Below are 22,927 nucleotides of genomic sequence, written 5' to 3' on the forward strand. Positions count from 1 at the left end.
TGCCTCAATTGGTCGACAGCTTAGCGGTCGATACTGCCGAATACGATGTCCTGGGTGCCGATGATGGTGACGGCGTCGGCCAGCATGTGGCCGCGCGCCATTTCATCCAGGCTTTGCAAGTGCGCATAGTCGGGGGTACGGATCTTCAGGCGGTACGGCTTGTTGGCGCCGTCCGACACGATGTAGATGCCGAACTCGCCCTTCGGATGCTCGACCGCGGCATACGCCTCGCCCGGCGGCACGTGGAAGCCTTCGGTAAACAGCTTGAAGTGGTGAATCAGCGATTCCATGTTCGACTTCATCTCGGTGCGCTTTGGCGGCGCGACCTTGTGGTTGTCGGTCATGACCGGGCCCGGATTGGCGCGCAGCCAGCGCGACGCCTGCTGGATGATGCGGTTCGACTGGCGCATCTCTTCCACGCGCACCAGGTAACGGTCGTAGCAATCGCCATTGGTGCCGACCGGGACGTCGAAGTCCATCTTGTCGTACACGGCGTACGGCTGCTTCTTGCGCAGATCCCATTCCACGCCCGAACCGCGCAGCATGGCGCCGGTAAAGCCCATGGCTTTTGCCGCTTCAGGCGACACCACGCCGATGCCGACGGTACGCTGTTTCCAGATACGGTTGTCGGTCAGCAGGGTTTCGTATTCGTCGACGTAGGTGACGAAACGCTTGCAGAAATCGTCGAGGAAGTCGAGCAGCGAGCCCTGGCGGTGTTCGTTCAGCTCGTCGATGGCCTTGGCGCTGCGGATGATCGAGGCTTTGTGCTTCGGCATCGCATCCGGCAGGTCGCGGTACACGCCACCCGGACGGTAGTAGGCCGCGTGCATGCGCGCGCCGGACACCGCTTCGTAGCAGTCGAACAAGTCTTCGCGGTCGCGGAAGGCGTACAGGAACGGACCCATGGCGCCGACGTCGAGCGCGTGCGTGCCGAGCCACATCAGGTGGTTCAGCAGGCGCGTGATTTCGTCGAACATGACGCGGATATACTGGGCGCGCACCGGCACCTCGATGCCGAGCAGCTTCTCGATCGCCATCACATAGCCGTGCTCATTGCTCATCATCGACACATAGTCGAGACGGTCCATGTACGGCACCGATTGCAGGTAAGTGCGGGTTTCGGCCAGCTTTTCGGTGGCGCGGTGCAACAGGCCGATGTGGGGATCGGCGCGCTGGATCACTTCGCCGTCGAGCTCGAGCACTAGGCGCAGCACGCCGTGCGCGGCCGGGTGCTGCGGACCGAAGTTGAGGGTGTAGTTCTTAATTTCAGCCAAGGTTTTTGCTCCCAGGATTCATCCCGTAGGTTTCTTCGCGGATCACGCGCGGAATGATTTCACGCGGCTCGATCGTCACGGCTTGGTAGATCACGCGCTTCTGTTCGGGGTCGTAACGCATTTCGACGTAACCGGACATCGGGAAGTCCTTGCGGAACGGATGGCCGATGAAGCCGTAGTCGGTCAGGATGCGGCGCAGGTCGTTGTGGCCTTCGAACAGGATGCCGTACAGGTCGAACGCTTCGCGCTCGTACCAGTTGACGGAACGCCACAGTTCAACCACCGATGGCAGCACCGGCGTATCGTCGTCTTCGGCGAACACGCGCACGCGCACGCGCCAGTTGTGTTCGATCGACAGCAGGTGCGAGACGGCGGCGAAACGCGCGCCATCCCAGCTGCCTTCGCCGTAGGTGGAATAATCGACGCCGCACAGGTCGAGCAGTTGTTCGAATTTGAGCGCGGGATGGTCGCGCAGGGTCTGCATCGCGGCAATATAGCCGGCGGCCTTGACCACTACGGTCACTTCGCCCAGCGCCACGGTAATAGCGGCGCCCTCACCCAGTGCGGTGCGCAGGGCGAGTTCAAGGGCTTCGAGTTTTGTCGTCATGGTGGAAACCGCTTCTTAACGTGCGATGGTATTGGTGCGCTTGATCTTGTTCTGCAGTTGCAGAATCCCGTACAGCAGCGCTTCAGCGGTCGGCGGACAGCCCGGCACGTAGACATCGACCGGCACGATGCGGTCGCAACCACGCACCACCGAGTACGAATAGTGATAGTAGCCGCCGCCGTTGGCGCAGGAACCCATCGAGATGACCCAGCGCGGTTCCGGCATCTGGTCGTAGACCTTGCGCAGGGCGGGAGCCATCTTGTTGCACAGCGTGCCGGCAACGATCATCACGTCGGACTGGCGCGGCGAGGGACGGAACACGACGCCGAAGCGGTCCATGTCGTAGCGGGCCGCGCCCGTGTGCATCATTTCGACGGCGCAGCAAGCCAGGCCGAACGTCATCGGGAACATCGACCCGGTACGCGCCCAGTTGATCAGCTTGTCTGCTGTCGTGGTGATGAAACCTTCGTTTAATACGCCTTCAATTGACATGGCTTATTCCCAATCAAGGGCACCTTTCTTCCAGATATACCAAAAACCGACCACAAACTCGGCGATGAACACCATCATCGTCACGAAGCCGGACCAGCCCAGCTCACGCATGGAGACACCCCATGGGAAGAAGAATGCCGTTTCCAGATCAAACAAAATAAACAGGATTGCCACCAGATAGTAGCGGACGTCGAACTTCATGCGCGCGTCTTCAAACGCTTCAAAGCCGCACTCGTAAGGCGACAGTTTGGCGGAATCGGGCTTGTGGGGAGAGAGCAGATATCCAAGTACCTGCGGGACGACACCGACACCGATGCCGACCAGGATGAACATCAGGACGGGGAAATAATTATCGAGGTTCACTTGATGAGCCTATATTGAACGATCGGTTAATGAAACACTGCATGTCGCAGCGCCCTACCGCACGAACCTGGCTTGAACCTTGCCACCAGGACCGAACGACTGATCCTCGCAAAAAAGCCAGCTTAGGCATAAACATATTCGCTTATGCAACCTTGCTGGCTTTTATATTCTTGGTGCCGACGGCGAGACTCGAACTCGCACAGGCTTTCGCCCACTACCCCCTCAAGATAGCGTGTCTACCAATTTCACCACGTCGGCATTGAGTCCGCTATTCTAACATTGTTACATCACTGTATTCAATGCAAAATTGCGCGAAAACAAGGATAAAACAGAAAAACTTTACTTCTTTTTGATACTGATCAATATTCGATCATGCTGCCTGCGCTAACCAATACTCTGTGCGCGGGCAGTATTCTACCAGAACTCAATTACTTTGGCACGGTATTCGCAGGTACTTCCGGCGCAGTGCTTGCCGGCGCCGCAGGGGCGACACGGGCGGCAGGAACCGCACCACCGGTCACTGGCGCATTCGGTGCCGCCACGGGAGCTGCCGGCGCGTTCAGCGACGGTGCGGTGGACGGGATCGCGCCCGGACCAGTCACTGGCGCTGGCGCCGTGATGGTGGCACGATCCATGACGCCGCCGCTGACCTGGCCCTTGTTTTTCGTGGCAAAGAACGCCAGGCCCAGGGTGGCACCGAAAAATACCGCAGCGGCCACGCCGGTCGACTTCGACATGAAGTTCGACGAGCCGGTGGCGCCGAACAGGCTGCCGGAAGCGCCGGAACCGAACGCCGCTCCCATATCGGCGCCCTTGCCATGCTGCAGCAAGACCAGACCGATAATCGCCAGAGCGGAAATAACCTGTACAACTACAACCAGATTGAACAACGTGTTCATTGCTTATTCCATTCCAAGTTTAACAACAATAATATTTCAATTGGCTGCATGAAGGATGGCAAGGAAATCTGCCGCCTTCAATGCTGCCCCGCCGATCAAGCCGCCGTCGATATCTGGCTGAGCCATCAATTCCAGGGCGTTATCGGGCTTCATGCTGCCGCCGTACAAAATCTGCACTGTCTCGGCCGCTACTGCATTCTTGGCCATCAGCTGCGCGCGCAGCTGGGCATGGACTTCCTGGGCCATGGCTGGGGTGGCGGTCTTGCCGGTACCGATCGCCCACACGGGTTCGTAGGCAACGACGATCTGCGCCACGCGCTCGCCCACCAGGTCGAGCACGGCGCCGAGCTGGCTCGATACCACGGCCACGGTCTGGCCGGCTTCGCGCTCGGCCAGCGTTTCGCCGACGCACACGATCGGGGTCATGCCCGCGTCGAGGACAGCGACGGTTTTCTTCGCCACCAGCTCGCTGCTTTCGCCATGGTAGGCACGCCGTTCGGAGTGGCCGACGATGACGTACTTGCAAGCAAAATCAGCCAGCATGGCCGCCGCGACTTCGCCGGTGAAGGCGCCGCCCGGCTGGGCCGAGACATCCTGGGCGCCCCAGGCGACCGGGCTGCCGCTCAAGGCATCCTGGCACTGGGTCAGATAAGGGGCCGGCGCGCACACGGCACAGGTGGCGCCGGATGCGTCCGCGCCCGCGACGATGCCCGCCAACAGACTGGCATTCGCGGCACGGTTGCCGTTCATCTTCCAATTTCCTACGACGAGTTTGCGACGCATAGTAGCCCAGATTTAATTAACCCGCTATTTTAACCCCCGATCCGATGTCGGTCAAACAAAGGCCGGGAGCAGTTGCCAGCCGATCACACCACCTGCAACATGATCTTCCCGATATGGGTCGAACTCTCCATCAGGGCGTGGGCCTGGGCGGCCCGTTCCAGGGGGAAGGTCTTGAAAATGACGGGACGGATCTTGCCCGCATCAAACAGCGGCCAGACGTGTTCGCGCAGGTTCGCCGCAATGGCACCCTTGAAGGCGACCGGGCGCGGGCGCAGGGTCGAGCCGGAAATCGTCAGGCGCCGGCGCAGCACCTGGCCAAGGTCGATATGCGCCTTGGCGCCGCCCAGCAGGGCGATCAGGGCGATGCGGCCATCGTCGGCCAGGCAATCGATTTCGCGCGGCAGGTAGTCGCCGCCGACCATGTCGAGGATGACGTCGACGCCCTTGTTGTCGGTAAGCGACTTGACCACGGCGGCGAAGTCTTCGGTTTTGTAGTCGATGCCGCGTTCGGCACCGAGCGATTCGGTGGCGCGGCATTTGTCGGCGCTGCCAGCGGTGGCGAACACGCGCAGGCCGAAGGCGGCGGCGAGCTGGATGGCGGTCACGCCGATGCCGGAGGTGCCGCCCTGCACCAGCAGGGTTTCGCCGGCGGCCAGTTTGGCGCGGTCGAACACATTGCTCCACACCGTGAAGTAGTTTTCAGGCAGGGAGGCCGCTTCGAGCGGGGACAGGCCGGCGGGCACGGGCAGGCATTGCTGGAGCGGCGCGGCGCAGAATTCGGCGTAGCCGCCGCCCTGGACCAGGGCGCACACCATGTCGCCTTGCTGGAAGGTACTGCCGGCCAGGTCGCCGCCGACGATTTCACCGGCCACTTCGAGGCCAGGCAGGTCGGACGCGCCCGGCGGGACCGGGTAGTGGCCGAGGCGCTGCAGGACATCGGGACGGTTGATGCCGGCCGCGTGCACGCGGATCAGCACTTCGCCGGGTTTCAGTTCAGGGACGGGACGCTCGCACAGTTGCAGAACATCGGGAGGGCCGGGTTGCTTGATTTCGATGGCACGCATGGGATGGGGCTCGCTGGAAGCAAAAGGCGATTGTACGGGAAGTGGGGTTGGGCCGTCGCTCCCGCCCGCCTCCCCCCCACCACTGTCGCCTCCCACTGTCGCCCCCTCCCCACCGTCGTTCCCGCGCAGGGCTAGGCGCCCCCACGGCAACCCAAGTTCGTGCTGTAGTCACTGGCTTATCTACGAACTTGGGTTCCCGCCGAGTGCCGCCTTGGCGCGGGAACGACGGTGGGGTGGTGCGAACGACGGAAGTGGCATTACGCCTACCCCGCCCCTCCCCCGCTACGCGACTGCCTCGGCAATGGCGTCCCCGGACGCCATGCGCGCGACAGCGCCTGCGCCTCGTCGATCTGCTCCTGCGTCATGCGCTTGGCAATCGCCGCCCTCTGCTCGGTTGCATTCGCATTGCCGCCAGCCGCCGCCAGGTTCCACAACATATACGCCAGCACCTTATCCTGCGGCATGCCCGCCGCGTGATACCGGTACATCAGCCCCAGCGCATGCTGCGCCTCCGCGTGGCCCTGCTCGGCCGCCTTGCGGAACCACGCGATCGCTTCCTTGTGATCGAGCGGCACCGCATTGCCGGTGTAGTACATCGCCCCCACCACATACTGCGCATCGGCCTTGCCCTGCGCGGCCGCCTTGCGGTGCCACAGCATGGCTTGCTTGTAGTCGCGCGCCACCCCGCGTCCCATGTAATACATGAGGCCGAGCAAATGCTGGGCCTCCATATGCCCCGCCCGCGCCAGCGGCGCGACTTCTTTCAGCGCGCGCGTGTAGTCGCGCGCATTGTAGGCGTTGGCGCCTTCGGTAAAGCCGGCCAGCGCGCTGCCGTGCAGGCCAAGTGCGACGATCATCGCAACGAATAATTTTTTCATGGTTCGCGTATCGCACCAAGAACGGCTTGCCCGTCCTGTTGATCCAGTCGTCCGTCTCATGTGAAAGCCATGACGGTTATTTCCAGCTGACTTTGCCAAGGCCGTCGACGCTGACGCTGCGGTTGGGCGGCTTGCCGTACACCGTCACCGAACCGAGCCCGCTCAGGCGCAAGGTCGCACTCTGGCGCGCCATCACCGCCGCATTGCCCAGCCCGTTCAAGTCGAGAGTCACGCTGTCGACCTGGAAGTGCTGCGCGTCGAGGCCGCCGAGCCCGCCCAGATTGGCCTTGAGCCACTTGGCGCCGCCGCTCAGGGTCGCATACCCCGCCCCGCGCAGCACCAGCTCCACGCCCTCGCTGGCAACGCCCTGCAGGTTCAGGCTGCCCACCCCGCCCAGGCTGGCGCTGACGAGGCGGTAATTGCAATTGACCTTCATCGAACCGGCCCCTTCCAGCGACAGCTCCAGCTCGTCGCCCGAAAAACCGCTGACATCGGTCCAGCCGATGCTTTCGGAGGCCACTTCACGCAAGCTCGGCAGGGTCAATTCGGCGCGCACGCTGCTGCCGCGCCCTTCGCTGCCGATGGACAGCGTGTCGCCGTCCTGCTCGGTGGTGATGGAGCGCACCAGGCGCTGGTCGCCGCTGATGACCAGGCTGGGCACGGCGCCCTGGCGCAGGCGCAGGTCGATGGCGCCGTCGAGCCTGACCCGCTGCGCCCTGGCGTCGACCATGCGCGTTTCGGTGACATTCCCGTCCGAGGCGGCGCTGGCCGGGGCAAACAGCGTGCACAAGGCTGCCGCCAGTGCTCCGGCGTGGAAAAACTGATTCATTGCGCGTCTCCAGATCTTCTTATCGGTGCCGGTCCGGCCGGCCGGTACATACACTACCAGCAAGCAGGCCGGCCTTCCAGCTTATTGTGGCAACTGCGCCTTTTCAGCGGCGCTCAGGCGGCGCGCACTGACGACCACCACCGGCATCGCGGCGCCGCCGGCAGCGGCAACAGCGGCCACCTCCGGCGCGCTGCGCTGGGGCGCATCACCGGCCGTGGCGAAGGTGGTGGCGCCGATCACGGCGACAACGGCAAGAAAGATGGCTTCCATGTGTTTGGCGATGTTCATGATGCGCTCCTTGGCTTGGGTTCGATGACGTGGCGGTATGGTGTAACTTTAACCACGCGCCGCGCGCGCTTCCAGCGGATTGCGACGAACTGCATTTTTCGCCACCTGTTCGCACAAATCGGCGCGATGGAACGCATTGCGATTGACGCGCCCGCCACGGCGGCCGATACTCGGGCCCATGTCCGACTCCCCCCCCCTCGTCCGCCGCGCGCGGCACGCCCTCGCACGACGCGATCGTCGTCGGCAGCGGCCCCGGCGGCGCCAGCGTGGCGCGCGAACTGGCCAGCCGCGGCCTGCGCGTGCTGATCCTCGAACAAGGCAGCGCCGCCCCGCTCAGCGGCACGCTGGGCCAGATGGCGCGCATCGCCGCCATTCCGGGCAAGGGCGCCTTCATCCACCGCGACGGTTCGCTGCTGGTGCAGGGCATCAATGCCGGCGGCAGCTCCAGCATCAATTTCGCCACCGCCGCCGATCCGCCCCTGGCCCGCTTCGCCGCGCACGGCATCGACCTGGCGCCGGCCCTGCGCGCGCTGCGCGCCGAGCTGCCGATCGGGCCGCTTCCCGATGCGCTGGTCGGCCCGATGGCGACCCGCATCATGCAGGGCGCCCGCACGCTGGGCATGGATTGGCAAAAGCTCGACAAGATGATCCGCCCGCAGCTGTGCCGCAGCGCTTGCTGGCGCTGCGTCTATGGCTGCCCGTTCGGGGCCAAGTGGAGCGCGCGCGACTTCATCGACGAGGCTTGCCGCCACGGCGCCATCTTGATCGACGCGGCGCGCGCCACGCGCGTACTGCTGATGCACGGCGAGGCGGCGGGCGTGGAGTATGTACGCGGCGGAAAACTCCAGCAAGCGCTGGCGCCGCTGGTGATCCTGGCCGGCGGCGGGGTCGGCAGCCCGCGCCTGCTGCACCAGAGCGGCTTGCGGGCGCAAACCAGCAGCCTGTTCAGCGATCCGGTGATCGCCCTGATGGGTAGCGTGGACGGCCTCGATGGCGGTGCCGAGGTGCCGATGGCGGCCGGCATGCGCCTGGACGAGGCCGGCATTTCGCTGGCCGACATGACCTTGCCCAAGCCGATGTACCAGTGCTTCACGGCCCAGGCCGGGCGCTTCGACCGCCTGTTCGCGCATCGCCGCACGCTGTCGATCATGGTCAAGATCGGCGACCAGGCTGGCGGCGCGGTGGGGCCGCGCTGGGTCGACAAGACGCTGCACCCGGCCGAGCGCGCCAAATTCGGCCAGGGCGAAGCCATGGCGCGTGCGATCCTGGCCGCCTGCGGCGCCACCCACGTGTTCAAGAGCCGCCATTTTGCCGCGCATCCGGGCGGCAGCGTGCCCATCGGCGACGGCGTCGACGGCGAGCTGCAAGCCGGCGTACCCGGCCTGCATGTGTGCGACGCCTCGGTCATTCCGGGGCCGTGGGGCTTGCCGCCGACCTTGACCTTGCTGTGCCTGGGCAAGTGGCTGGGCCAGCGCCTGGCGCGCTGACGCCCTCCCCGCCCGGTCTCAGCTGGCCAGCGCGCCGTTCAGCGCCTGGTGCACCAGATCGTCGATTTCGCCGGTGATCAAGGTCATGCTGCTGGCCACCACGGAAAACTCCTTGCCGGCCTGGCCGGCGCGCGCGGCGACGATCTGGGCGTTGAAGGCGACCATGCGGGCCTGCTTGGCGATGGTCTGGATATCGCCCATCATTACCTGGAGCTGGCGCTTTTGCAATTGCGCGTGGCGCTTCGATTGTTCCTCATACACCAGGGTCAGGCCGTTGAGCACGCTCAGCAGGGACGTGGTGCTGCGCACCAGCTCGTCGAGCAGCGCGGGTGCGCCGCGGCCTTCGCCGACGATGGCGTCGAGGGTCGATTCGGCCAGGGCAATGAAATCGCGGATCACGCGGTCGCCCTGCAGCACGCCGAAATAGGCGTCGCGCAGCTGGGCGCAGAACACGCCCGGCAGGCCGCCCTTGCCTTCGACCAGGGTGAGATGGGCGTCGCGAAACAGCGCCAGCGTCGCGCGCGCGGTGGCGGCCGCGCCCTCGTGGCCCATCGAGGCCAGCACCGCGTACAGGACCACCCGCTGCGACGTGAAGCGGCGCCGGCCCGACAGATTGATCAGCGCGCCAAAAACGTCGCCCGACAGCTTGACGCCGTCAAAGCCATCGTCGCGCGGGCGTTCCGCGATGCTCGCATCTTCCAACATGGTGCTCTCCTTCTTCATGCCGGCGGCGACTTCGCCATCCGGGCAAGAAAGCAGGTGCAGAATCCGTGCCAGCTGCGGGGGCCCATGTCGGCGGTCCGCCTCACCAAAGTAGCGCAATGCAGCACAGGCGCAGCACCAAGACGGCGAGTCGCACACCAGCATGATGCGAAACCTGGGTGTTAAGCCACCTTAACAGTGCGGCAACTTAGGATTTACTTAAAGCCAACCTTCCTAAATTTCTCGCCTTCTTGTAGGAATAGGACTACAAACAGAAATGATATAAACACCAATGGTGCTGTGCAGCAGACTTTAAGCGAGCTCTTCACTATGAAGATGGGTTTGTCATAGGGCATTCATATCAACTAAACGTTCTGTTTAGCAAATTGCAACGAAATGTAAAGAGGCGGCCTCATCCTTACTACTGTCACATGCCGATGTTAGATTGGGCCCTCGCGTCCACACACGCGATTCAAGCCCCAATCCGGCCTTAACAAAAGGCAACTTTAATAGGTGTTTTATGATGAAAAAATCCAAAGTTTTCCTGTCGGCCATCGCGCTGGCATCCGCTGCACTCGTGTCGAGCCACGCATCCGCTGTCGAAATCGTCAATAACTCGACCCTGGAACTGGTAGACAACTTCGCTGAAGCCGATGGCTTCTTCACTGGTGGCAACAAAGGCAATACCTTTGTTGACAACTACAGCTTCACCCTGTCCCAGGCTGGCGAATTCGCCGCTGGCGTCCTGTCGATCACCGGCAACGCCAAGAATGGCCTGGACATCACCGGTTTCAACCTGATCGACAGCACTGGTACCCTGTTCGGCGGCACCCTGCTGTCGACCGGCGCGACCGACCAATGGTCGCTGTCGACCGCCAGCCTGAGCGCTGGCGCCTACACCATCCAGGTCAAAGGCAGCATCCTGTCGAACGCCGCTGGCCGCTACTCGGCAAACATCGCCCTGGCACCAGTACCTGAGCCAGAAACCTATGCCATGATGCTGGCCGGCCTCGGCCTGCTGGGCTTCACCGCACGCCGCCGCAACAAGAAGGCAGCAGCAGCCGCACTGGCAGCGTAAGCACTCACGCGCCCTGCATAAAACCGTCGTAGCTTCGCGCTACGACGGTTTTTTTTCGCATGCATATGTTTGTTTAAAAACCAACGTACGTTAAGATACTTCGCCATGCAGCGGGTCCCGCCCCTGCGGCCAAGGTCGTTTCCCAGGTTTTTATCATGAGGTCTTTCATGCGCATGCGCCAACTCCCCGTTCTCATCGCCGGACTTTCCCTGTCGCTGACCGCTTTTGCGGCCGCCAGCGACAGCTGGAACATCCCCGTCAACGTCAAGAAGCTCGATAACGGCCTGACCGTGATCGTCTCGCCCGACCATACCTCGCCCACCGTCGGCGTGAGCGTGGTGTACCACGTGGGCATGCGGCTGGAACCGAAAAACCGCACCGGCTTCGCCCACCTGTTCGAGCACCTGATGTTCCAGGGTACGCCGAACGCGCCCAAGGGCGTGTTCGACAAGGCCATCACCGGCGGCGGCGGGCGCAACAACGGTTCGACCCGGCCCGACTTCACCAACTATATAGAGACGGCGCCGGTATCGTCGATCGAGTCGATCCTGTGGCTCGAAGCGGACCGCATGAAAACGCTCGACTTCAACGAAAAAACCCTCAAGAACCAGCAGGACGTGGTCAAGGAAGAAATCCGCGTCAACGTGAAGAACCAGCCGTACGGCGGCTTCATGTGGATCGACATCAACCAGCAGGCGTTCCAGAAATGGGAAAACAACCACGACGGCTACGGCAGCTTCCAGGACCTGGAAGGCGCCAGCCTGGACGACGTGCGCAATTTTCACCGCGATTACTACGGTCCCAACAATGCAGTGCTGGCGATCTCGGGCGACGTGACCCCGGCCCAGGGCTTCGCGCTGGCGCAAAAATACTTCGCCGCCATTCCGAAACGCCCAACGCCGCCAACGACCGACTTCAGCGAACCGCTGGGCACGGCCGAAAAACGCATCGAGCAAAGCGACGCGCTGGCCCAGGTGCCGGCCATTGCCGCCGCCTGGAAGATGCCGGCGCGCGGTAGCCGCGACCTGGCGCCGATGGCGGTGCTGGGCGAACTGCTGGCCGGCGGCGACGCCTCGGTGCTGTACCAGGGCCTGGTCAAGGGGCGCGAAGTGGCGCTCAACGTCGACTCCCTGTACGGGCTGACCAGCCCGTGGGAATTCGACGGCCCGACCTTGTTTACCGTGTTCGCGCTGTACAAGCCAACCAGCAGCGCCGACGCCATGCTCAAGGGTATCGATGACGAAGTCGCGAAGATTGTGGCAGGCGGGGTCGATGCGGCCACGCTCAAGCGGGTCAAGACGCGCATGCTGGCCAACTGGTACAACACGCTGGAAAGCTTCATCGACCGCGCCGACACCCTGGCCAAGCTGCAAACCCTGTGGGGCGACGCCAACGTGGTCAACCAGATCCCGGGCTGGATCGACGGCGTGACCTCGGAAGACATCCAGCGCGTGGCCAAGACCTATCTGACGCAAGCGAACCGCACCGTCATCGACCGCAAGCCGGTCGTCAAGACCGCCGCCGCCGCGCCCGCCGCCCAACCCGCCGCCAAGAATTAAGGAGAGCCACCATGAAAAGACTGATGCTGGCACTGAGTATTTCCCTGCTGTTCGCGCCGGCCGCCTTTGCCGCCGACAGCGCCAAGGCCGCCACTGCCAATACCCTGCCCCCGTACGGCAAGGACAAACCGATTCCGATTCCACAGATCTTCAAGCAAACCCTGGCCAATGGCTTGCAGGTATGGGTCGTGCCGCGCCAGGGCTTGCCGCGCGTGGACTACGTGCTGGCCGTGCGCGGTGCCGGCCTGGCCGCCGACGACAGCGCGCACCCCGGCTTCGCCAACCTGCTGGCGAGCCTGCTCAATGAAGGCAGTACCAGGCGCGACTCGCGCGCCATCGCCGAAGCGGCCCAGGGCCTGGGTGGCGAAGTCGGCGCCGGCGCCAGCCACGACGGCATCGTGGTCTCGGCCAATGCCCTGACCTCGAACGCCGGCCCGATGCTGCAACTGCTGGCCGAAGTGGCGCGCCTGCCGGCCTTCCCGCCGAAGGAAGTCGAACTGGGCAAGGGCAATGCGCTGGAGGGCTTGAAAGTGTCCGAAACCAGTCCGGGCTTTCGCGCCGACCGCGCCCTGAACAAGGTGGTGTTCGGCCCTCACCCGTATGGCAACACCAGCCCGACCGTGACATCGATCACCTCGGTCACGCCGGAATTGCTGCACGCCGAGCACGGCAAGCGCTTCCGCCCCGACCGCAGCCTGCTGGTGATCACCGGCCGCATCGGCAACGCCGAGGCGCTCAAGCTGGCCACGGCCGCCTTCGGCGACTGGAAGGCGGACGGCCCTGCCCTGCCCGACACTCCGGGCGCGAGCCTGGCCGCCAAGCCGGTGCGCCTGATCCTGCAGCGCGACGGCAGCGTGCAGTCGACCATGCGCCTGGGCAGCCCCGGCATGGCCGCCAGCGCCACCGACTACGTGCCGCTGCGCCTGACCAGCACCATCCTCGGTGGCGGTTTCAGCAGCCGGGTGAACCTCAACCTGCGCGAGGAAAAGGGCTACACCTATGGCGCCTCGGCCGGTGCGCGCATCTTCCGCAACGGCGGCAGCATCGTCGGCGGGGCCGATGTGCGCAATGAAGTGACCGGCGCGGCGCTCAAGGAATACCTGCACGAGTACACCCGCATCGGCAGCGAGCTGGTCCCGGACGCGGAATTGAGCATGAACAAGCGCTACGTGGCCGGCGGCTACCTGATCAGCAACCAGATGCAGCGCGCCGTGGCCGGCACCCTGGCCAACAACTGGCTGGTCGGCTTGCCGCCGGAATTCCTCGGCCAGTACGTGCCGCTGATCCAGAAAGTCACGGCCGCACAAGTGCGCGAGATGGGCAAGAAGTATTTTGCTCCAGAGCTGCAATCGGTGATCGTGGTCGGCGATAATGCCGCCGTGGCCGAACAATTGAAGCAATACGGGGAGTTCACCGTCCAGGAGAAGTAAGCCGGGGACGGCAGGACAGCCCGCCAGGGCGCCTGCACCGGATCGATTCGCCCGCAAGCCGCCGCTGCGCAAGCACCGGCGGCTTGTTTTTGCCCGCTTTTCCAAACATTATCCGCCGGCCCAGCCGCCTATCTGACATGACCATCAAAACCTGTGCCCTGCCCGTCCTGCTGGCAGCCTTGACCGGCTGCGTTACCTACGCGCCGCCGCCCGACGGGCCGACAGCGTCCCTGGGGGACGTACTTCGACACCGATTCAGACGGCCACATGCGTACCGGATTGGCAACAGTGTTTGCCAATCCGGCCTGCGACAGCATGCCGTCGGGCGGACGCATCGGTACCACCATGGGCATGGACGAGCGTCACGAATTTCCGACCCAGAAAATCGCCGCAGGCCAGGAATTCACCTTCGCCCTGGCGGTGGTCGAGGTACTGAACAAATCCAATGCAGGCTGCTCCGTGACCGCCACGTTCCTGCCCGAACCCGGCGCAACGTATGAAGCGCGCTTGTATATTCGCGGCAATACGGCACGATGCGAGATGGTGATCGTCGACGGCCAGAACCTCGCTGTTCCATTCACAATGCCGAAATTTTCCTGCATGGGCGGCTTGAAAGGTAAAACCAGAAACGGCGTGGGCTGGTTCGGCTCCCTCAATATTATTGGAGGAATCCGATAGTGAGGCTAAAGATCCCTCTGAAATAATCGTCGTTCAAGACATCGTTTCAGGGAAATCCCCCAAGTTGCCCGCACGGCACGCGTGCGCAGCATGCAGGCGTGCGAAAAACCCAGGCCGCCTGCCTCCACAGCAGGCGGTTTTATTATGCCGCTCACCATCTGTTAAGCAAACCGTGTATGCGATCTGCAAATCGGACAGCCAGGGCACCGAAAAGGAACAAGCCATCCCGCTCAAGTAAGTGCTCGGGCAAGTGCGCCTGCGGCGCTGCATCCGGCCATGCAGGGCCGGATTCAGGCGTAGACGTCGATGATATTGCCGGAGGAAGTGGCAGACGGCGCGCCGGCGGTGGGAGTCGCGGCCGTGGCGGATGGCGCGCTGGGAACGGCCGCCGCCGGCGTGGCGGCACTGCCACTTTCCTGGTCGATGCGCTGCCGCACCTGGGTGATGCGCGCAGAGATCGCCTGGATATCGGATTTGCCCTGCGGCGTGTCGGCGCTGGCGCAATTGACGCAGTCGGACAACTGCTGCTGATAGCGCTGCAATTGCGCTTGCAGGGTCACGGGCGACGGTTTCGCGGCGCCATAGGCATACGCGGCGCTGCTGGTACTGCTGGCGATGGCTTGCGTCATACGGCCTCCTGGAAACGCCCGGCGCTGCGGCCGGGCACCACGTTTACTTCTTCATCTCGTCCTTGGCCATCGCGTCTTTCTTCATTCCATCCTTGGCCATCGCATCCTTGCCCATGGCGTCTTTCTTCATGCCATCCTTAGCCATGTGATCCTTCTGCATGGCCGGCTTGTGCATGGCATCCTTGCTCATGCCATCCTTGGCCATCTCATCCTTCTTCATGGCATCCTGAGCATACACGGAAGAGGACAGCATCAGGCATGCGGCGATCAGGGCGGTGGTAACGTTTTTCATGGTATTTCCTTCAAAGTGAGTGAACAGGATAAGTACTGCTTGCGGGTGGTGCGGGACAGCGATCGGAAACCGGTCAACTGCCGCCGAACCAGTTATACCCCTGGTTTTCCCAGTAGCCGCCAGGGTAGGTATTGGTCACGAAAATGGCCTGGATATGCTTCGGATTCTTGTAGCCGAGCTTGGTCGGCATGCGCAGCTTCATCGGAAAGCCGTAGCGCGGCGGCAAGGGCTGGTCGTCGTAGGTCAGCGCCATCAGGGTTTGCGGATGCAGCGCCGTAGCCATGTCGATGCTCGTGAAATAATCGTCGGCGCATTGAAAGCCCACGTATTTGGCGCTCAGGTCGGCGCCCACATGGCGCAGGAAATGCCCGAACGACACCCCGCCCCATTTGCCGATCGCGCTCCAGCCTTCCACGCAGATATGGCGCGTGATCTGGTCCTGCTGCGGCAGCGCGCGCAGCCGGGCCAGGGTCCACGGCTTGCGGTCGGCCACCATGCCGCCCAGCTCCAGGCGCCAGGCCTCGCCATCGATCTCGCGCACCTCGTCCTCGCCATAAAAGGCATTGAAGGGAAACGGCCGCGTGATCATGCTGGCCGGATAAGTAGGCGCCAGACGCGCCGGATCGAACAGCAAGCCCTGGACCCGGTCGTTGAAGCGCGAGATGCCCGTCAGCGCCTGCTCGATGCTGTCCTGGTCGCTGGTGGAGCAGCCGGTTAGCAAGCTCAGGCCGCCCAGGGTCAGGCTGCGCTCCAGGAAGGCCCGGCGCGATGGCTGGGCGATGCGCTTGACGGCATCGGCCAGCATGGCGGCACCCTCGGCGGGAATGGCGATGTCGCGTGGTTTGAACAGTGTCATGATGGAGTTTTCCTGAACGGTGATTGTTAGCGGCCGCGCAGCATGGCCAGCAGGGTGCGCGGCACCAGGGCCACCATCGCCACGTGCACGACGATGAAGGCGCACAGGCCGCCCATCGCAAAAAAATGCACCAGGCGCGCGCCTTCATAGCCACCCATCAGCACGCGCAGCAGGGGAAACTGCACCGATTTCCACAGCACCAGCCCGGACAGCACCAGCACGATGCTGTCGAGCATGACGAACAGGTAAGCCAGGCGCTGCACGCTGTTGTAGCGGCGCGGATCGGCATGGGCCAGCTTGCCTTTCAGCGCAGCGCCCATGTCGAGCAGCAACTGGCGTGGCGAAATCGGGAAGAACTGGCGCCGCAAGCGTCCCGACACCAGATTGAGCAGCAAATACAGGATGCCGTTGGCCAGCAGCAGCCACATCGCGGCGAAGTGCCATTGCAGTGCACCGCCCAGCCAGCCGCCCAGGGTGATTCCAGGGGGAATGGCAAAGCCGAGAAAGGCGGTCGCGTTGTAGATGCGCCAGCCGCTGGCGACCAGCAGCACCACGGCGAGCGCATTGAGCCAGTGGGTCAGGCGCAGCCAGAGCGGATGGATGGTGCGCGCATCGCGCCTCATCGCGCGCCCCCGGCGGCCGCACCCTTTTTGACTTGGCGGCAAGAAGCGGCATATGATGCCGGCGCGGCGCCGGACCTTGTCAATACGGTGAAGGTGGGAAACGGTTTCATGGACTTTGCCTGTTTATGAATGACACTGACAGGTAGTTCGCAACGCGCCCGGGATTGGTTACAGCCCAGGAAAAATATGTCGCAAAATAATTTATATCGATCAAACGCTGTTACTAAAGGCCCCGATGGAACGAATACCTGAGGTAAGCAGCTTGCGCAGCACGGAATTGCGCTTGCACGCCCTGTTCTTGCAAGGACTCGACGGCGACGCCCAGGCCTACCGCGTCTTCTTGCAGGCGACGGCGTCGCATTTGCGGGCCTTCCTGCGGCGGCGCCTGAACCGCTGGCCGGACGAGGTCGAAGATCTGGTGCAGGAATCGCTGCTGGCGATCCATAACCAGCGCCTGAGTTACGATACCGGCGTGCCGCTGACGGCGTGGATGGTGGCGATTGCCCGCTACAAGCTGGTCGACTGGATGCGCCGCCATGCGCGCCGCGACGCCCTGACCGAGCCGCTGCCCGACGAAGACGCTTTCTTTTCCAGCGCCGACGCCGATGCCGGCGAGGCGCGGCGCGACCTGGGCAAGCTGCTGGCCACCCTGCCGGTCAAGCAGCGCGAGGCGATCGTCTACACCAAGCTCGACGGCCTGTCGGTGCGCGAAGCGGCCGACGCCCTGCAAATGACCGAAGCGGCGGTCAAGGTGTCCGTCCACCGCGGCTTGAAAACCCTGGCAACCCTTTTGAAGGATGCGCTATGAACACAGATGACTTGATTGACATGCTCTCCAGCGGCCCGGACGTGCGCGTGCAGGCGGCCCCGGCCCGCACCGCCCTGCTGCCGCTGGCCGCCGGCTTGCTCGCCAGCACCTTCATCGTGCTGGCCGGGCTGGGCCTGCGCGCCGACCTGGCCCAGGCCGCCACCCTGGCGCCGTTCTGGACCAAGCTTGCCTTCTCGCTCGCCTTGGCAGCGGCCGGCGCGCTGGCGCTCAAACGCCTGGCCACGCCGGGCGCGCGCACCGCCATGCTAGCGCTGCTGCTGAGCGCGCCGGTCGTGCTGATCTGGTGTCTGGCGGCAATGATGCTGTGGCAAGCGGCGCCCGAGCTGCGCGCCGAGCTGTTCTGGGGCCGTACCTGGCGCAGCTGCCCGCTGCTGATCGCGCTGATCTCGCTGCCCCTGTTCGGCACCGCGCTGCACGTCGTGCGCAACCTGGCGCCCACCCGCCTGCGACTGGCAGGCGCGGCCGCCGGATTCGGCGCCGGCGCGGCCGCCGCCGCCGTGTACTGCCTGCATTGCCCCGAGGCAAGCGCGGTATTCGTCGGCTTCTGGTACCTGCTCGGGATGCTGATCCCGGCGGCCGTCGGGGCCCTGATCGGCCCGCGCGTGCTTGCATGGTAGTTTGCATTTTCCATGCCATGTCGCGAACTCGTGCGCAACAAAATCAGTATTGAGCTAGATCAAAGTTTGTGCAGATAGGAGCACGTATAGTGATTTATATCGATCCGGGCTCAACGAACATTTGAGCCTTGTCAAACATTGTGCAACTTTCTTTGACCGGGAGAATGACGCGCATGCTAGCCCGACTGGCCCTCCCACTCTGGATCCACGCGTTTGAACCGGTCAGTGCGGCAGTGCGCGCCAAGGTGGCGGCGGCGCTGGAACAGGCCGGGCTGGAGCCGCAAGCGGGCGGCGCCCTGACGGCCGGCTTCGGCCTGGTCTTGATCGATGGCGTCGATAGCGCCGTGCTGGAGCGGGTGCGGCCCCTGGCCGCCGGCGCCAGCGTGCTCGCCATCGCCGTGGGTGCGCGCGCGCCGGCCACGGCCGACATGTGGGCCCTGCTGGACGCCGGCGTCTTCGATGTGCTCAGCTGGACCGATGCCAGCGGCGACGCCGCCCAGGTGCGGGCCCGCCTGGAGCGGCGCGACGCCCTGCAGCGCCTGGCCGACTCGCCCGCCGTGAGCAATTGCCTGGTCGGGGTCAGCCCGGCCTGGCGCGCGCTGGTGCACAGCGTGGTCGAAGTGGCCGCCTTCACCGAGTCGCCGGTGCTCATCACTGGCGAAACCGGCACCGGCAAGGACCAGATTGCGCAACTGATCCACCGCCTCGGCGGGCGCGGCGAGCTTACCGTGCTCGACTGCACCACCCTCACGCCCGAGCTGGCCGGCAGCGAGCTGTTCGGCCACGAGCGCGGCGCCTTTACCGGGGCCGCCAACGCGCGCGACGGCGCCTTCGCGCTGGCCGACGGCGGCGTGCTGTTCCTCGACGAAGTGGGCGAACTGCCGCTGCCGCTGCAAGCGCAATTGCTGCGCGTGCTGCAAGAACACACCTATAAACGGGTGGGCAGCAATACCTGGCAGCATTCGCACTTCCGGCTGGTGTGCGCCACCAACCGCAGCCTGGAAGAGGAGGTGGCCAATGGGCGCTTCCGGGCCGACCTGTACCACCGCATCGCGGCCTGGCGCTGCCGCACCCCGCCCCTGCGCGAACGCAGCGACGACGTGCTGCCGCTGGCGCGCCATTTCCTGGCGCTGCTGGCCGGGCCGGGCGTGCCGTGCGAATTCGACGACGCCGTGCGCGAATTCCTGCTGCTGCGCCAATACCCCGGCAACGTGCGCGAGCTGCGCCAGACCGTCGCGCGCCTGTGGTACCGCCACAGCGGCCCGGGCCCGATCACCATCGGCGACCTCGCGCCCGACGAGCGGCCCGCGCGTGGCGGCATGGCGGCCTGCTGGCCCGATGTGCGCTTCGAGAGCGCGATCCGCGAGGCCATCGATTTGCGCATCGGCCTGGCGCGCATCAGCCAAGCCGCGGCCGACATCGCGATCCAGCTGGTGCTGGAACAGGAAGGCGACAACAACCAGCGCGCCGCGCTGCGCCTGGGCGTGACCGACCGCGCGCTGCAAATCCGGCGCAAGGCGTGGGCCGATGCGCACTGACGCCGGACGCGCTTCAATGCCCGATCAGGCGCAGCAGGTTTTGGCCCAGCACCAGCGCCTCGTCGTCCCGCGCCAGGCCCAGCATGCCGATCTTGGCCAGCTCCACGCCCGGATGCAGCCACGGACCGTCGGAGCCGAACAGCAGCTTGTGCGCGCCGGCGCGCCGCACCGCCATCTCCAGCAGGTCGAAGCGGCGCACCCCGGCGCTGTCGGCGTAGATGTTGCGGTGGCGCGCCAGATGGTCGACCAGCGCCAGCTGCGCGCTCCAGTCGTCGGCAAAGCTGCCCAGGTGCGGCAGGATGAAGTTCACGTCGGGGAACTGGCTGGCCAGCAGTTCGGCCACCGCCACCTCGCCCGTCACGTCGTACAGCACCGGCAGGCGGAAGAAGCGCGCGGTCTCGCACACCTCGCGCGAAATGCGCGCGTCGTGCCGGTGCAGCTTGATGCCCACGAAGCCGTACTCCTCCACCGCCACCCGCACCATGGCGCGCACCCGCCCGCGGTCGCGCTGCGCATGCACGAAGGCGAAGCCGTAGAAGCGGCCCGGGTCGGCGGCCACGATGCGCGCCACGCTGCGGTTGGCCTGCGCATAGTCGGAGTGAAACGCGGCCAAGAGCACCGTGCGCGCGATGCCGGCCTGGCGTGCCCGCGCCAGGTAGCGTTCGAGGCCGGCGTCGCTGTCCCACGGGCCGGAAAAGCCGTCGCCCTCGCCCGCATGGCAATGGCAGTCGATGATCATAGATCGAGCACGATGCGGCGGCCGCCCTGGCGCCGCCATGTGCCGCTGCTGCCGCCACCGCTGCTTCTGCCCCGGAGGGCAGGCGAGGACTCGCGCAGTTGCGGCATGTGGCAGCGCAGCGCCGCATCGAGCGCCTGGCGCGCGGCGCGCTGCGGATCGGCACCCTGCCCCGCCAAGCCGGCCTGCTGCGCCGCCGTGCCGGCGATGCGCACGAAGCGGCGCGCCATTTCCAGCTCGCGCTCTTCGCCTTCCAGGCCGACCGTTTCCATCTCCAGCGCCTTGGCCAGGGCGCCGCCAAGCGCGCCGCCGATGGCCGTGCCCACGCCAGGAATCGGAATGAAGGACCCGAGCGCGCTGCCCACGAACGGCAGCGCGGTCTTGGCCAGGCCCTTGAGCATGCCGCCGAGCGGCTTGGCGACCTTGCCGATGAAGGAGCCGACCTTTTTGACGCCCTTCCAGATCCCCTTGAACATATTGCCGAGGAACTGTTCGAGTTCTTCCTCGCTGGCGACCGACATCAGTTCCATCGCCAGCGCGATTTCTTCCTGCTCCCCGAAGGGACCGGGCACTTCGAATTCGAGCATTTCCAGTTCGCCCATCTCGGCCTGCTGGCGGCATTTGGCACAAGCACATCCTGACCCTTGCATGATATTCTCCTTCAGTTGATGAAGCGTTGGCGAACGTTAGCGCCAGGATTCGCCGAACAGCTCGGCCTCCAGCTCGGTGCGCGTGTTGGTCAGCGTCGGGTTTTTCGTGGCGTTCGGTCCCGACTTGACACCCATATTCTTGTGCAGATCCTTTTCCACGGCGCGGCGCTGGTCGTCCGTCAGGGCGGTTTTGGCGACGAAGACCGTATGCTTGGCCACGTCCAGTCCCAGCATGGTGGCGCACAGGAGATGCTGCTGGAGCCGGCGCTTCACGCTATCGCTCTGGCCGCTGTAGGCGCGCTTGCCTGTCGGACCATCGAACTCGATCAGGTAGAGGCCCGCCACATTGGCGTCCGGCGAGCGCACCGCATCGCGCAGCGAGCCAATGCGTTTGTACTGTGGCGCGCCGCCCCCCATCTTGTCGAGTGCCGGTTTGATGGTCTTGGGTGTTTCATCCTGCGGCTCGTCGGCGTCGGCGTCGGGCGCAGGGCCGTACCCATACGGTTCCGGCCAGGGAGCCAGCACCGGGTAACGCCAGCCGCCCCACGCCGGCCCGCGTGGCGCTGGCGGCCTGGCCGGCCAGGTGCGCCCCATCGGGGGCCGTGGCGCGCGCGCCGGCGCCCCACGGCGCGCGCCGCGCTCTTGTTCCATCCCGAATTCCAGCATTTCAAATTCCGTATTCATACTCCCTCCTTGTGTGTTCGACTGAACCTGTCTGCGCGCGCAGGCAGGCCGCCAGCAGCGCCAGTGCGCGTTCGATGTCGCCCGGCGCATGGCGCGCCGTGACGATGAAACTGAGCGTGGCCTGCGTGCCCGCCCGCTGCAGAACCGCATCGACGCCGGCGCTGCGCAGGCAGGCGTGCAGCGCCACGCCGTCGGTGCGGCTATCGAGCGCCAGCGTCTGCACCGGAAAGGCGCTGGCGCGCAATGCGATGCCGTGCCTGGCCGCGCCGGCGCGCCACTGCGCCACGCGGCACCACAAACGCCGCCGCAACTGGTCGCCGTGGACGCGGTTGATGCGCAGCGCCGCCAGCGCGGCCCGGATCGAGGCCACCGATGGCGGGCTGGAATGCACGCGCGCCTGGCTCGATTGGCCGAAGCGCCGCACCAGGTCCGCGCTGGCGCACAGCACCGCCAGCGGCGCGCCGAAGGCCTTCGACAGCGAACTGCCGACCACCACGTGCGGCCCGTTGACGCCGTGCCGGCGCAGCGAACCGCCACCGCCGCTGCCAAACAGTCCGATGACCTGGGTGTCGTCCAGCACCAGCCAGCCGCCCGCCTCGCGCGCCAGCGCCGCGTATGCGGCCAGCGGCGGCGCCTGGGCCGCGCCGGGCGAGTAGCCGTCGGCCAGGATCAGCGGACGCCTGCCCTGGCGCCGCGCCGCGGCGGCCAGTTGCCTCAGCGCGCCCAGGTCGGCATGGGCGAACACCGTGAGCGGCGTGCCCCTGGCCGCCGCGCGTTCGGCCCCGGCCCGCGCAATCGGGTAGCTGGCGCCGTCGACCAGGATCGCCACCCGGGCCTGCGCCATCAGCTCGAACAGATCGCAGAACAGGTGCAGGGTCGATGGCAGCAGGGTCGCCGCCTCGCAGCCGCACAGCAGCGCCAGCGCGGCCGCCAGCTGCGCCGCGCCCGGCGGCTCGCTGCTGGCCGCCGGCCGTCCCAGGGTCAGCGCATCCCACTCGCCCAGCGCCGTGCTGGGATGGCGCAGGCCCAGGTACAGGGCGTTGGCGAAGTCCAGCATGCCGC

27 protein-coding genes and 1 tRNA gene are annotated in these 22,927 nt (G+C 65.1%); 8 read left to right on the top strand and 20 right to left on the bottom strand.

All coding sequences use genetic code 11. The features are described from left to right. Positions 1 to 20 precede the first annotated feature (20 nt). The 11 genes from F2P44_RS03540 to F2P44_RS03585 all read right to left on the bottom strand — a co-directional run bounded on the left by F2P44_RS03540 (position 21) and on the right by F2P44_RS03585 (position 7,477). Positions 21 to 1,274 (bottom strand): NADH-quinone oxidoreductase subunit D, encoded by a 1,254-nt coding sequence (locus tag F2P44_RS03540; RefSeq protein WP_167085077.1) that lies wholly within the window; start codon positions 1,272 to 1,274, stop codon positions 21 to 23. Further along, complete coding sequence (locus F2P44_RS03545; RefSeq protein ID WP_167085079.1) at positions 1,267 to 1,881, bottom strand: NADH-quinone oxidoreductase subunit C; 615 nt, start codon at positions 1,879 to 1,881, stop codon at positions 1,267 to 1,269. The genes F2P44_RS03540 and F2P44_RS03545 overlap by 8 nt, the downstream gene beginning before the upstream one ends. A 15-nt stretch (positions 1,882 to 1,896) precedes the next feature. After that, a complete protein-coding gene (locus tag F2P44_RS34865) occupies positions 1,897 to 2,373 on the bottom strand; it encodes a NuoB/complex I 20 kDa subunit family protein (protein WP_054263649.1) in 477 nt (158 codons plus the stop codon). 3 nt (positions 2,374 to 2,376) lie between these two features. Beyond that, positions 2,377 to 2,736: an NADH-quinone oxidoreductase subunit A gene (locus tag F2P44_RS34870; protein ID WP_054263650.1), complete on the bottom strand. Its 360-nt coding sequence runs from the start codon at positions 2,734 to 2,736 to the stop codon at positions 2,377 to 2,379. A gap of 171 nt (positions 2,737 to 2,907) precedes the next feature. Beyond that, a tRNA-Leu gene (locus tag F2P44_RS03555) sits at positions 2,908 to 2,994 on the bottom strand. A gap of 170 nt (positions 2,995 to 3,164) precedes the next feature. Then, positions 3,165 to 3,635 carry a preprotein translocase subunit SecG gene (secG, locus tag F2P44_RS03560; protein ID WP_167085081.1) on the bottom strand — a complete coding sequence of 157 codons (471 nt, stop codon included), beginning with the start codon at positions 3,633 to 3,635 and terminating at the stop codon, positions 3,165 to 3,167. A 36-nt stretch (positions 3,636 to 3,671) separates the two neighbouring features. Beyond that, on the bottom strand, positions 3,672 to 4,418 hold the full coding sequence (gene tpiA / locus F2P44_RS03565) for a triose-phosphate isomerase (protein ID WP_167085083.1): 747 nt from the start codon (positions 4,416 to 4,418) through the stop codon (positions 3,672 to 3,674). Between the two features lie 83 nt (positions 4,419 to 4,501). Beyond that, positions 4,502 to 5,482 (bottom strand): NAD(P)H-quinone oxidoreductase, encoded by a 981-nt coding sequence (locus F2P44_RS03570; RefSeq protein ID WP_167085084.1) that lies wholly within the window; start codon positions 5,480 to 5,482, stop codon positions 4,502 to 4,504. 263 nt (positions 5,483 to 5,745) lie between these two features. Beyond that, a complete protein-coding gene (locus F2P44_RS03575; protein WP_167085085.1) occupies positions 5,746 to 6,360 on the bottom strand; it encodes a tetratricopeptide repeat protein in 615 nt (204 codons plus the stop codon). A 76-nt stretch (positions 6,361 to 6,436) separates the two neighbouring features. Beyond that, complete coding sequence (locus tag F2P44_RS03580) at positions 6,437 to 7,189, bottom strand: GIN domain-containing protein (protein WP_167085086.1); 753 nt, start codon at positions 7,187 to 7,189, stop codon at positions 6,437 to 6,439. Positions 7,190 to 7,270: 81 nt separating this feature from the next. Next, a complete protein-coding gene (locus F2P44_RS03585) occupies positions 7,271 to 7,477 on the bottom strand; it encodes a hypothetical protein (protein ID WP_167085087.1) in 207 nt (68 codons plus the stop codon). A gap of 233 nt (positions 7,478 to 7,710) precedes the next feature. Between F2P44_RS03585 and F2P44_RS36525 the strand changes: the two genes are divergently transcribed. Next, positions 7,711 to 8,964 (top strand): GMC family oxidoreductase N-terminal domain-containing protein, encoded by a 1,254-nt coding sequence (locus F2P44_RS36525; RefSeq protein ID WP_167085221.1) that lies wholly within the window; start codon positions 7,711 to 7,713, stop codon positions 8,962 to 8,964. Between the two features lie 18 nt (positions 8,965 to 8,982). On the opposite strand, the gene F2P44_RS03595 is transcribed toward F2P44_RS36525, so the two are convergent. Further along, positions 8,983 to 9,669, bottom strand: coding sequence for a methyl-accepting chemotaxis protein (locus tag F2P44_RS03595; RefSeq protein WP_167085088.1), 687 nt, complete (start codon positions 9,667 to 9,669; stop codon positions 8,983 to 8,985). A gap of 520 nt (positions 9,670 to 10,189) precedes the next feature. Here F2P44_RS03595 and F2P44_RS03600 point away from each other — a divergent pair. The 4 genes from F2P44_RS03600 to F2P44_RS03615 all read left to right on the top strand — a co-directional run bounded on the left by F2P44_RS03600 (position 10,190) and on the right by F2P44_RS03615 (position 14,411). Further along, positions 10,190 to 10,744: an FxDxF family PEP-CTERM protein gene (locus tag F2P44_RS03600; RefSeq protein ID WP_167085089.1), complete on the top strand. Its 555-nt coding sequence runs from the start codon at positions 10,190 to 10,192 to the stop codon at positions 10,742 to 10,744. A gap of 167 nt (positions 10,745 to 10,911) precedes the next feature. Next, positions 10,912 to 12,303: a M16 family metallopeptidase gene (locus F2P44_RS03605; RefSeq protein WP_167085090.1), complete on the top strand. Its 1,392-nt coding sequence runs from the start codon at positions 10,912 to 10,914 to the stop codon at positions 12,301 to 12,303. A gap of 11 nt (positions 12,304 to 12,314) precedes the next feature. After that, positions 12,315 to 13,733: a M16 family metallopeptidase gene (locus F2P44_RS03610; RefSeq protein ID WP_167085092.1), complete on the top strand. Its 1,419-nt coding sequence runs from the start codon at positions 12,315 to 12,317 to the stop codon at positions 13,731 to 13,733. 267 nt (positions 13,734 to 14,000) lie between these two features. Then, positions 14,001 to 14,411: a hypothetical protein gene (locus tag F2P44_RS03615; RefSeq protein ID WP_167085094.1), complete on the top strand. Its 411-nt coding sequence runs from the start codon at positions 14,001 to 14,003 to the stop codon at positions 14,409 to 14,411. Positions 14,412 to 14,701: 290 nt separating this feature from the next. Here F2P44_RS03615 and F2P44_RS03620 read toward each other — a convergent pair whose 3' ends face one another. The 4 genes from F2P44_RS03620 to F2P44_RS03635 all read right to left on the bottom strand — a co-directional run bounded on the left by F2P44_RS03620 (position 14,702) and on the right by F2P44_RS03635 (position 16,811). Beyond that, positions 14,702 to 15,040, bottom strand: coding sequence for a hypothetical protein (locus F2P44_RS03620; RefSeq protein ID WP_167085096.1), 339 nt, complete (start codon positions 15,038 to 15,040; stop codon positions 14,702 to 14,704). 43 nt (positions 15,041 to 15,083) lie between these two features. Continuing rightward, the gene (locus F2P44_RS03625; RefSeq protein WP_167085098.1) at positions 15,084 to 15,332 is read right to left on the bottom strand and encodes a pentapeptide MXKDX repeat protein; all 249 of its coding nucleotides are present in this window, start codon (positions 15,330 to 15,332) and stop codon (positions 15,084 to 15,086) included. Positions 15,333 to 15,405: 73 nt separating this feature from the next. Next, entirely contained in the window at positions 15,406 to 16,188 is a 783-nt protein-coding gene (locus F2P44_RS03630; RefSeq protein ID WP_167085099.1) for a molybdopterin-dependent oxidoreductase, read from the bottom strand. 26 nt (positions 16,189 to 16,214) lie between these two features. Then, positions 16,215 to 16,811, bottom strand: coding sequence for a cytochrome b/b6 domain-containing protein (locus tag F2P44_RS03635; RefSeq protein WP_167085101.1), 597 nt, complete (start codon positions 16,809 to 16,811; stop codon positions 16,215 to 16,217). Between the two features lie 235 nt (positions 16,812 to 17,046). Between F2P44_RS03635 and F2P44_RS03640 the strand changes: the two genes are divergently transcribed. The 3 genes from F2P44_RS03640 (at position 17,047) to F2P44_RS03650 (ending at position 19,795) form a co-directional block, all read left to right on the top strand. Then, a complete protein-coding gene (locus F2P44_RS03640) occupies positions 17,047 to 17,619 on the top strand; it encodes a sigma-70 family RNA polymerase sigma factor (protein ID WP_167085103.1) in 573 nt (190 codons plus the stop codon). Next, the gene (locus tag F2P44_RS03645; RefSeq protein ID WP_167085105.1) at positions 17,616 to 18,257 is read left to right on the top strand and encodes an NrsF family protein; all 642 of its coding nucleotides are present in this window, start codon (positions 17,616 to 17,618) and stop codon (positions 18,255 to 18,257) included. Before F2P44_RS03640 ends, F2P44_RS03645 begins: the two co-directional genes overlap by 4 nt. A 173-nt stretch (positions 18,258 to 18,430) precedes the next feature. Further along, positions 18,431 to 19,795 (top strand): sigma-54-dependent transcriptional regulator, encoded by a 1,365-nt coding sequence (locus tag F2P44_RS03650; RefSeq protein ID WP_167085107.1) that lies wholly within the window; start codon positions 18,431 to 18,433, stop codon positions 19,793 to 19,795. A 13-nt stretch (positions 19,796 to 19,808) separates the two neighbouring features. On the opposite strand, the gene F2P44_RS03655 is transcribed toward F2P44_RS03650, so the two are convergent. The 4 genes from F2P44_RS03655 to F2P44_RS03670 are packed head-to-tail and all read right to left on the bottom strand — an operon-like array spanning position 19,809 to position 22,922. Further along, positions 19,809 to 20,534 (bottom strand): amidohydrolase family protein, encoded by a 726-nt coding sequence (locus F2P44_RS03655; protein WP_167085109.1) that lies wholly within the window; start codon positions 20,532 to 20,534, stop codon positions 19,809 to 19,811. Further along, a complete protein-coding gene (locus tag F2P44_RS03660; protein ID WP_167085111.1) occupies positions 20,531 to 21,181 on the bottom strand; it encodes a hypothetical protein in 651 nt (216 codons plus the stop codon). Before F2P44_RS03660 ends, F2P44_RS03655 begins: the two co-directional genes overlap by 4 nt. A 36-nt stretch (positions 21,182 to 21,217) precedes the next feature. Then, on the bottom strand, positions 21,218 to 21,865 hold the full coding sequence (locus F2P44_RS03665) for a hypothetical protein (RefSeq protein ID WP_167085113.1): 648 nt from the start codon (positions 21,863 to 21,865) through the stop codon (positions 21,218 to 21,220). After that, positions 21,849 to 22,922: an aminotransferase class I/II-fold pyridoxal phosphate-dependent enzyme gene (locus F2P44_RS03670; RefSeq protein WP_167085115.1), complete on the bottom strand. Its 1,074-nt coding sequence runs from the start codon at positions 22,920 to 22,922 to the stop codon at positions 21,849 to 21,851. Before F2P44_RS03670 ends, F2P44_RS03665 begins: the two co-directional genes overlap by 17 nt. Positions 22,923 to 22,927: the final 5 nt, after the last annotated feature.

The sequence above is a fragment of the Massilia frigida genome, assembly GCF_011682175.1.
GTDB lineage: Bacteria > Pseudomonadota > Gammaproteobacteria > Burkholderiales > Burkholderiaceae_D > Telluria_A > Telluria_A frigida.

Coding starts and splice junctions, on each gene's coding strand:
- F2P44_RS03640 (WP_167085103.1), top strand. CDS start 17,047: ATGGAACGAATACCTGAGGTAAGCAGCTTGCGCAGCACGGAATTGCGC.
- F2P44_RS03635 (WP_167085101.1), bottom strand. CDS start 16,811: ATGAGGCGCGATGCGCGCACCATCCATCCGCTCTGGCTGCGCCTGACC.
- F2P44_RS03620 (WP_167085096.1), bottom strand. CDS start 15,040: ATGACGCAAGCCATCGCCAGCAGTACCAGCAGCGCCGCGTATGCCTAT.
- F2P44_RS34865 (WP_054263649.1), bottom strand. CDS start 2,373: ATGTCAATTGAAGGCGTATTAAACGAAGGTTTCATCACCACGACAGCA.
- F2P44_RS03660 (WP_167085111.1), bottom strand. CDS start 21,181: ATGCAAGGGTCAGGATGTGCTTGTGCCAAATGCCGCCAGCAGGCCGAG.
- F2P44_RS03575 (WP_167085085.1), bottom strand. CDS start 6,360: ATGAAAAAATTATTCGTTGCGATGATCGTCGCACTTGGCCTGCACGGC.
- F2P44_RS03595 (WP_167085088.1), bottom strand. CDS start 9,669: ATGTTGGAAGATGCGAGCATCGCGGAACGCCCGCGCGACGATGGCTTT.
- F2P44_RS03570 (WP_167085084.1), bottom strand. CDS start 5,482: ATGCGTGCCATCGAAATCAAGCAACCCGGCCCTCCCGATGTTCTGCAA.
- F2P44_RS03650 (WP_167085107.1), top strand. CDS start 18,431: ATGCTAGCCCGACTGGCCCTCCCACTCTGGATCCACGCGTTTGAACCG.
- secG (WP_167085081.1), bottom strand. CDS start 3,635: ATGAACACGTTGTTCAATCTGGTTGTAGTTGTACAGGTTATTTCCGCT.
- F2P44_RS03670 (WP_167085115.1), bottom strand. CDS start 22,922: ATGCTGGACTTCGCCAACGCCCTGTACCTGGGCCTGCGCCATCCCAGC.
- F2P44_RS03615 (WP_167085094.1), top strand. CDS start 14,001: ATGCGTACCGGATTGGCAACAGTGTTTGCCAATCCGGCCTGCGACAGC.
- F2P44_RS03610 (WP_167085092.1), top strand. CDS start 12,315: ATGAAAAGACTGATGCTGGCACTGAGTATTTCCCTGCTGTTCGCGCCG.
- F2P44_RS03645 (WP_167085105.1), top strand. CDS start 17,616: ATGAACACAGATGACTTGATTGACATGCTCTCCAGCGGCCCGGACGTG.
- F2P44_RS03605 (WP_167085090.1), top strand. CDS start 10,912: ATGCGCATGCGCCAACTCCCCGTTCTCATCGCCGGACTTTCCCTGTCG.
- F2P44_RS03630 (WP_167085099.1), bottom strand. CDS start 16,188: ATGACACTGTTCAAACCACGCGACATCGCCATTCCCGCCGAGGGTGCC.
- F2P44_RS03580 (WP_167085086.1), bottom strand. CDS start 7,189: ATGAATCAGTTTTTCCACGCCGGAGCACTGGCGGCAGCCTTGTGCACG.
- F2P44_RS03625 (WP_167085098.1), bottom strand. CDS start 15,332: ATGAAAAACGTTACCACCGCCCTGATCGCCGCATGCCTGATGCTGTCC.
- F2P44_RS03655 (WP_167085109.1), bottom strand. CDS start 20,534: ATGATCATCGACTGCCATTGCCATGCGGGCGAGGGCGACGGCTTTTCC.
- tpiA (WP_167085083.1), bottom strand. CDS start 4,418: ATGCGTCGCAAACTCGTCGTAGGAAATTGGAAGATGAACGGCAACCGT.
- F2P44_RS03585 (WP_167085087.1), bottom strand. CDS start 7,477: ATGAACATCGCCAAACACATGGAAGCCATCTTTCTTGCCGTTGTCGCC.
- F2P44_RS03600 (WP_167085089.1), top strand. CDS start 10,190: ATGAAAAAATCCAAAGTTTTCCTGTCGGCCATCGCGCTGGCATCCGCT.
- F2P44_RS03665 (WP_167085113.1), bottom strand. CDS start 21,865: ATGAATACGGAATTTGAAATGCTGGAATTCGGGATGGAACAAGAGCGC.
- F2P44_RS03545 (WP_167085079.1), bottom strand. CDS start 1,881: ATGACGACAAAACTCGAAGCCCTTGAACTCGCCCTGCGCACCGCACTG.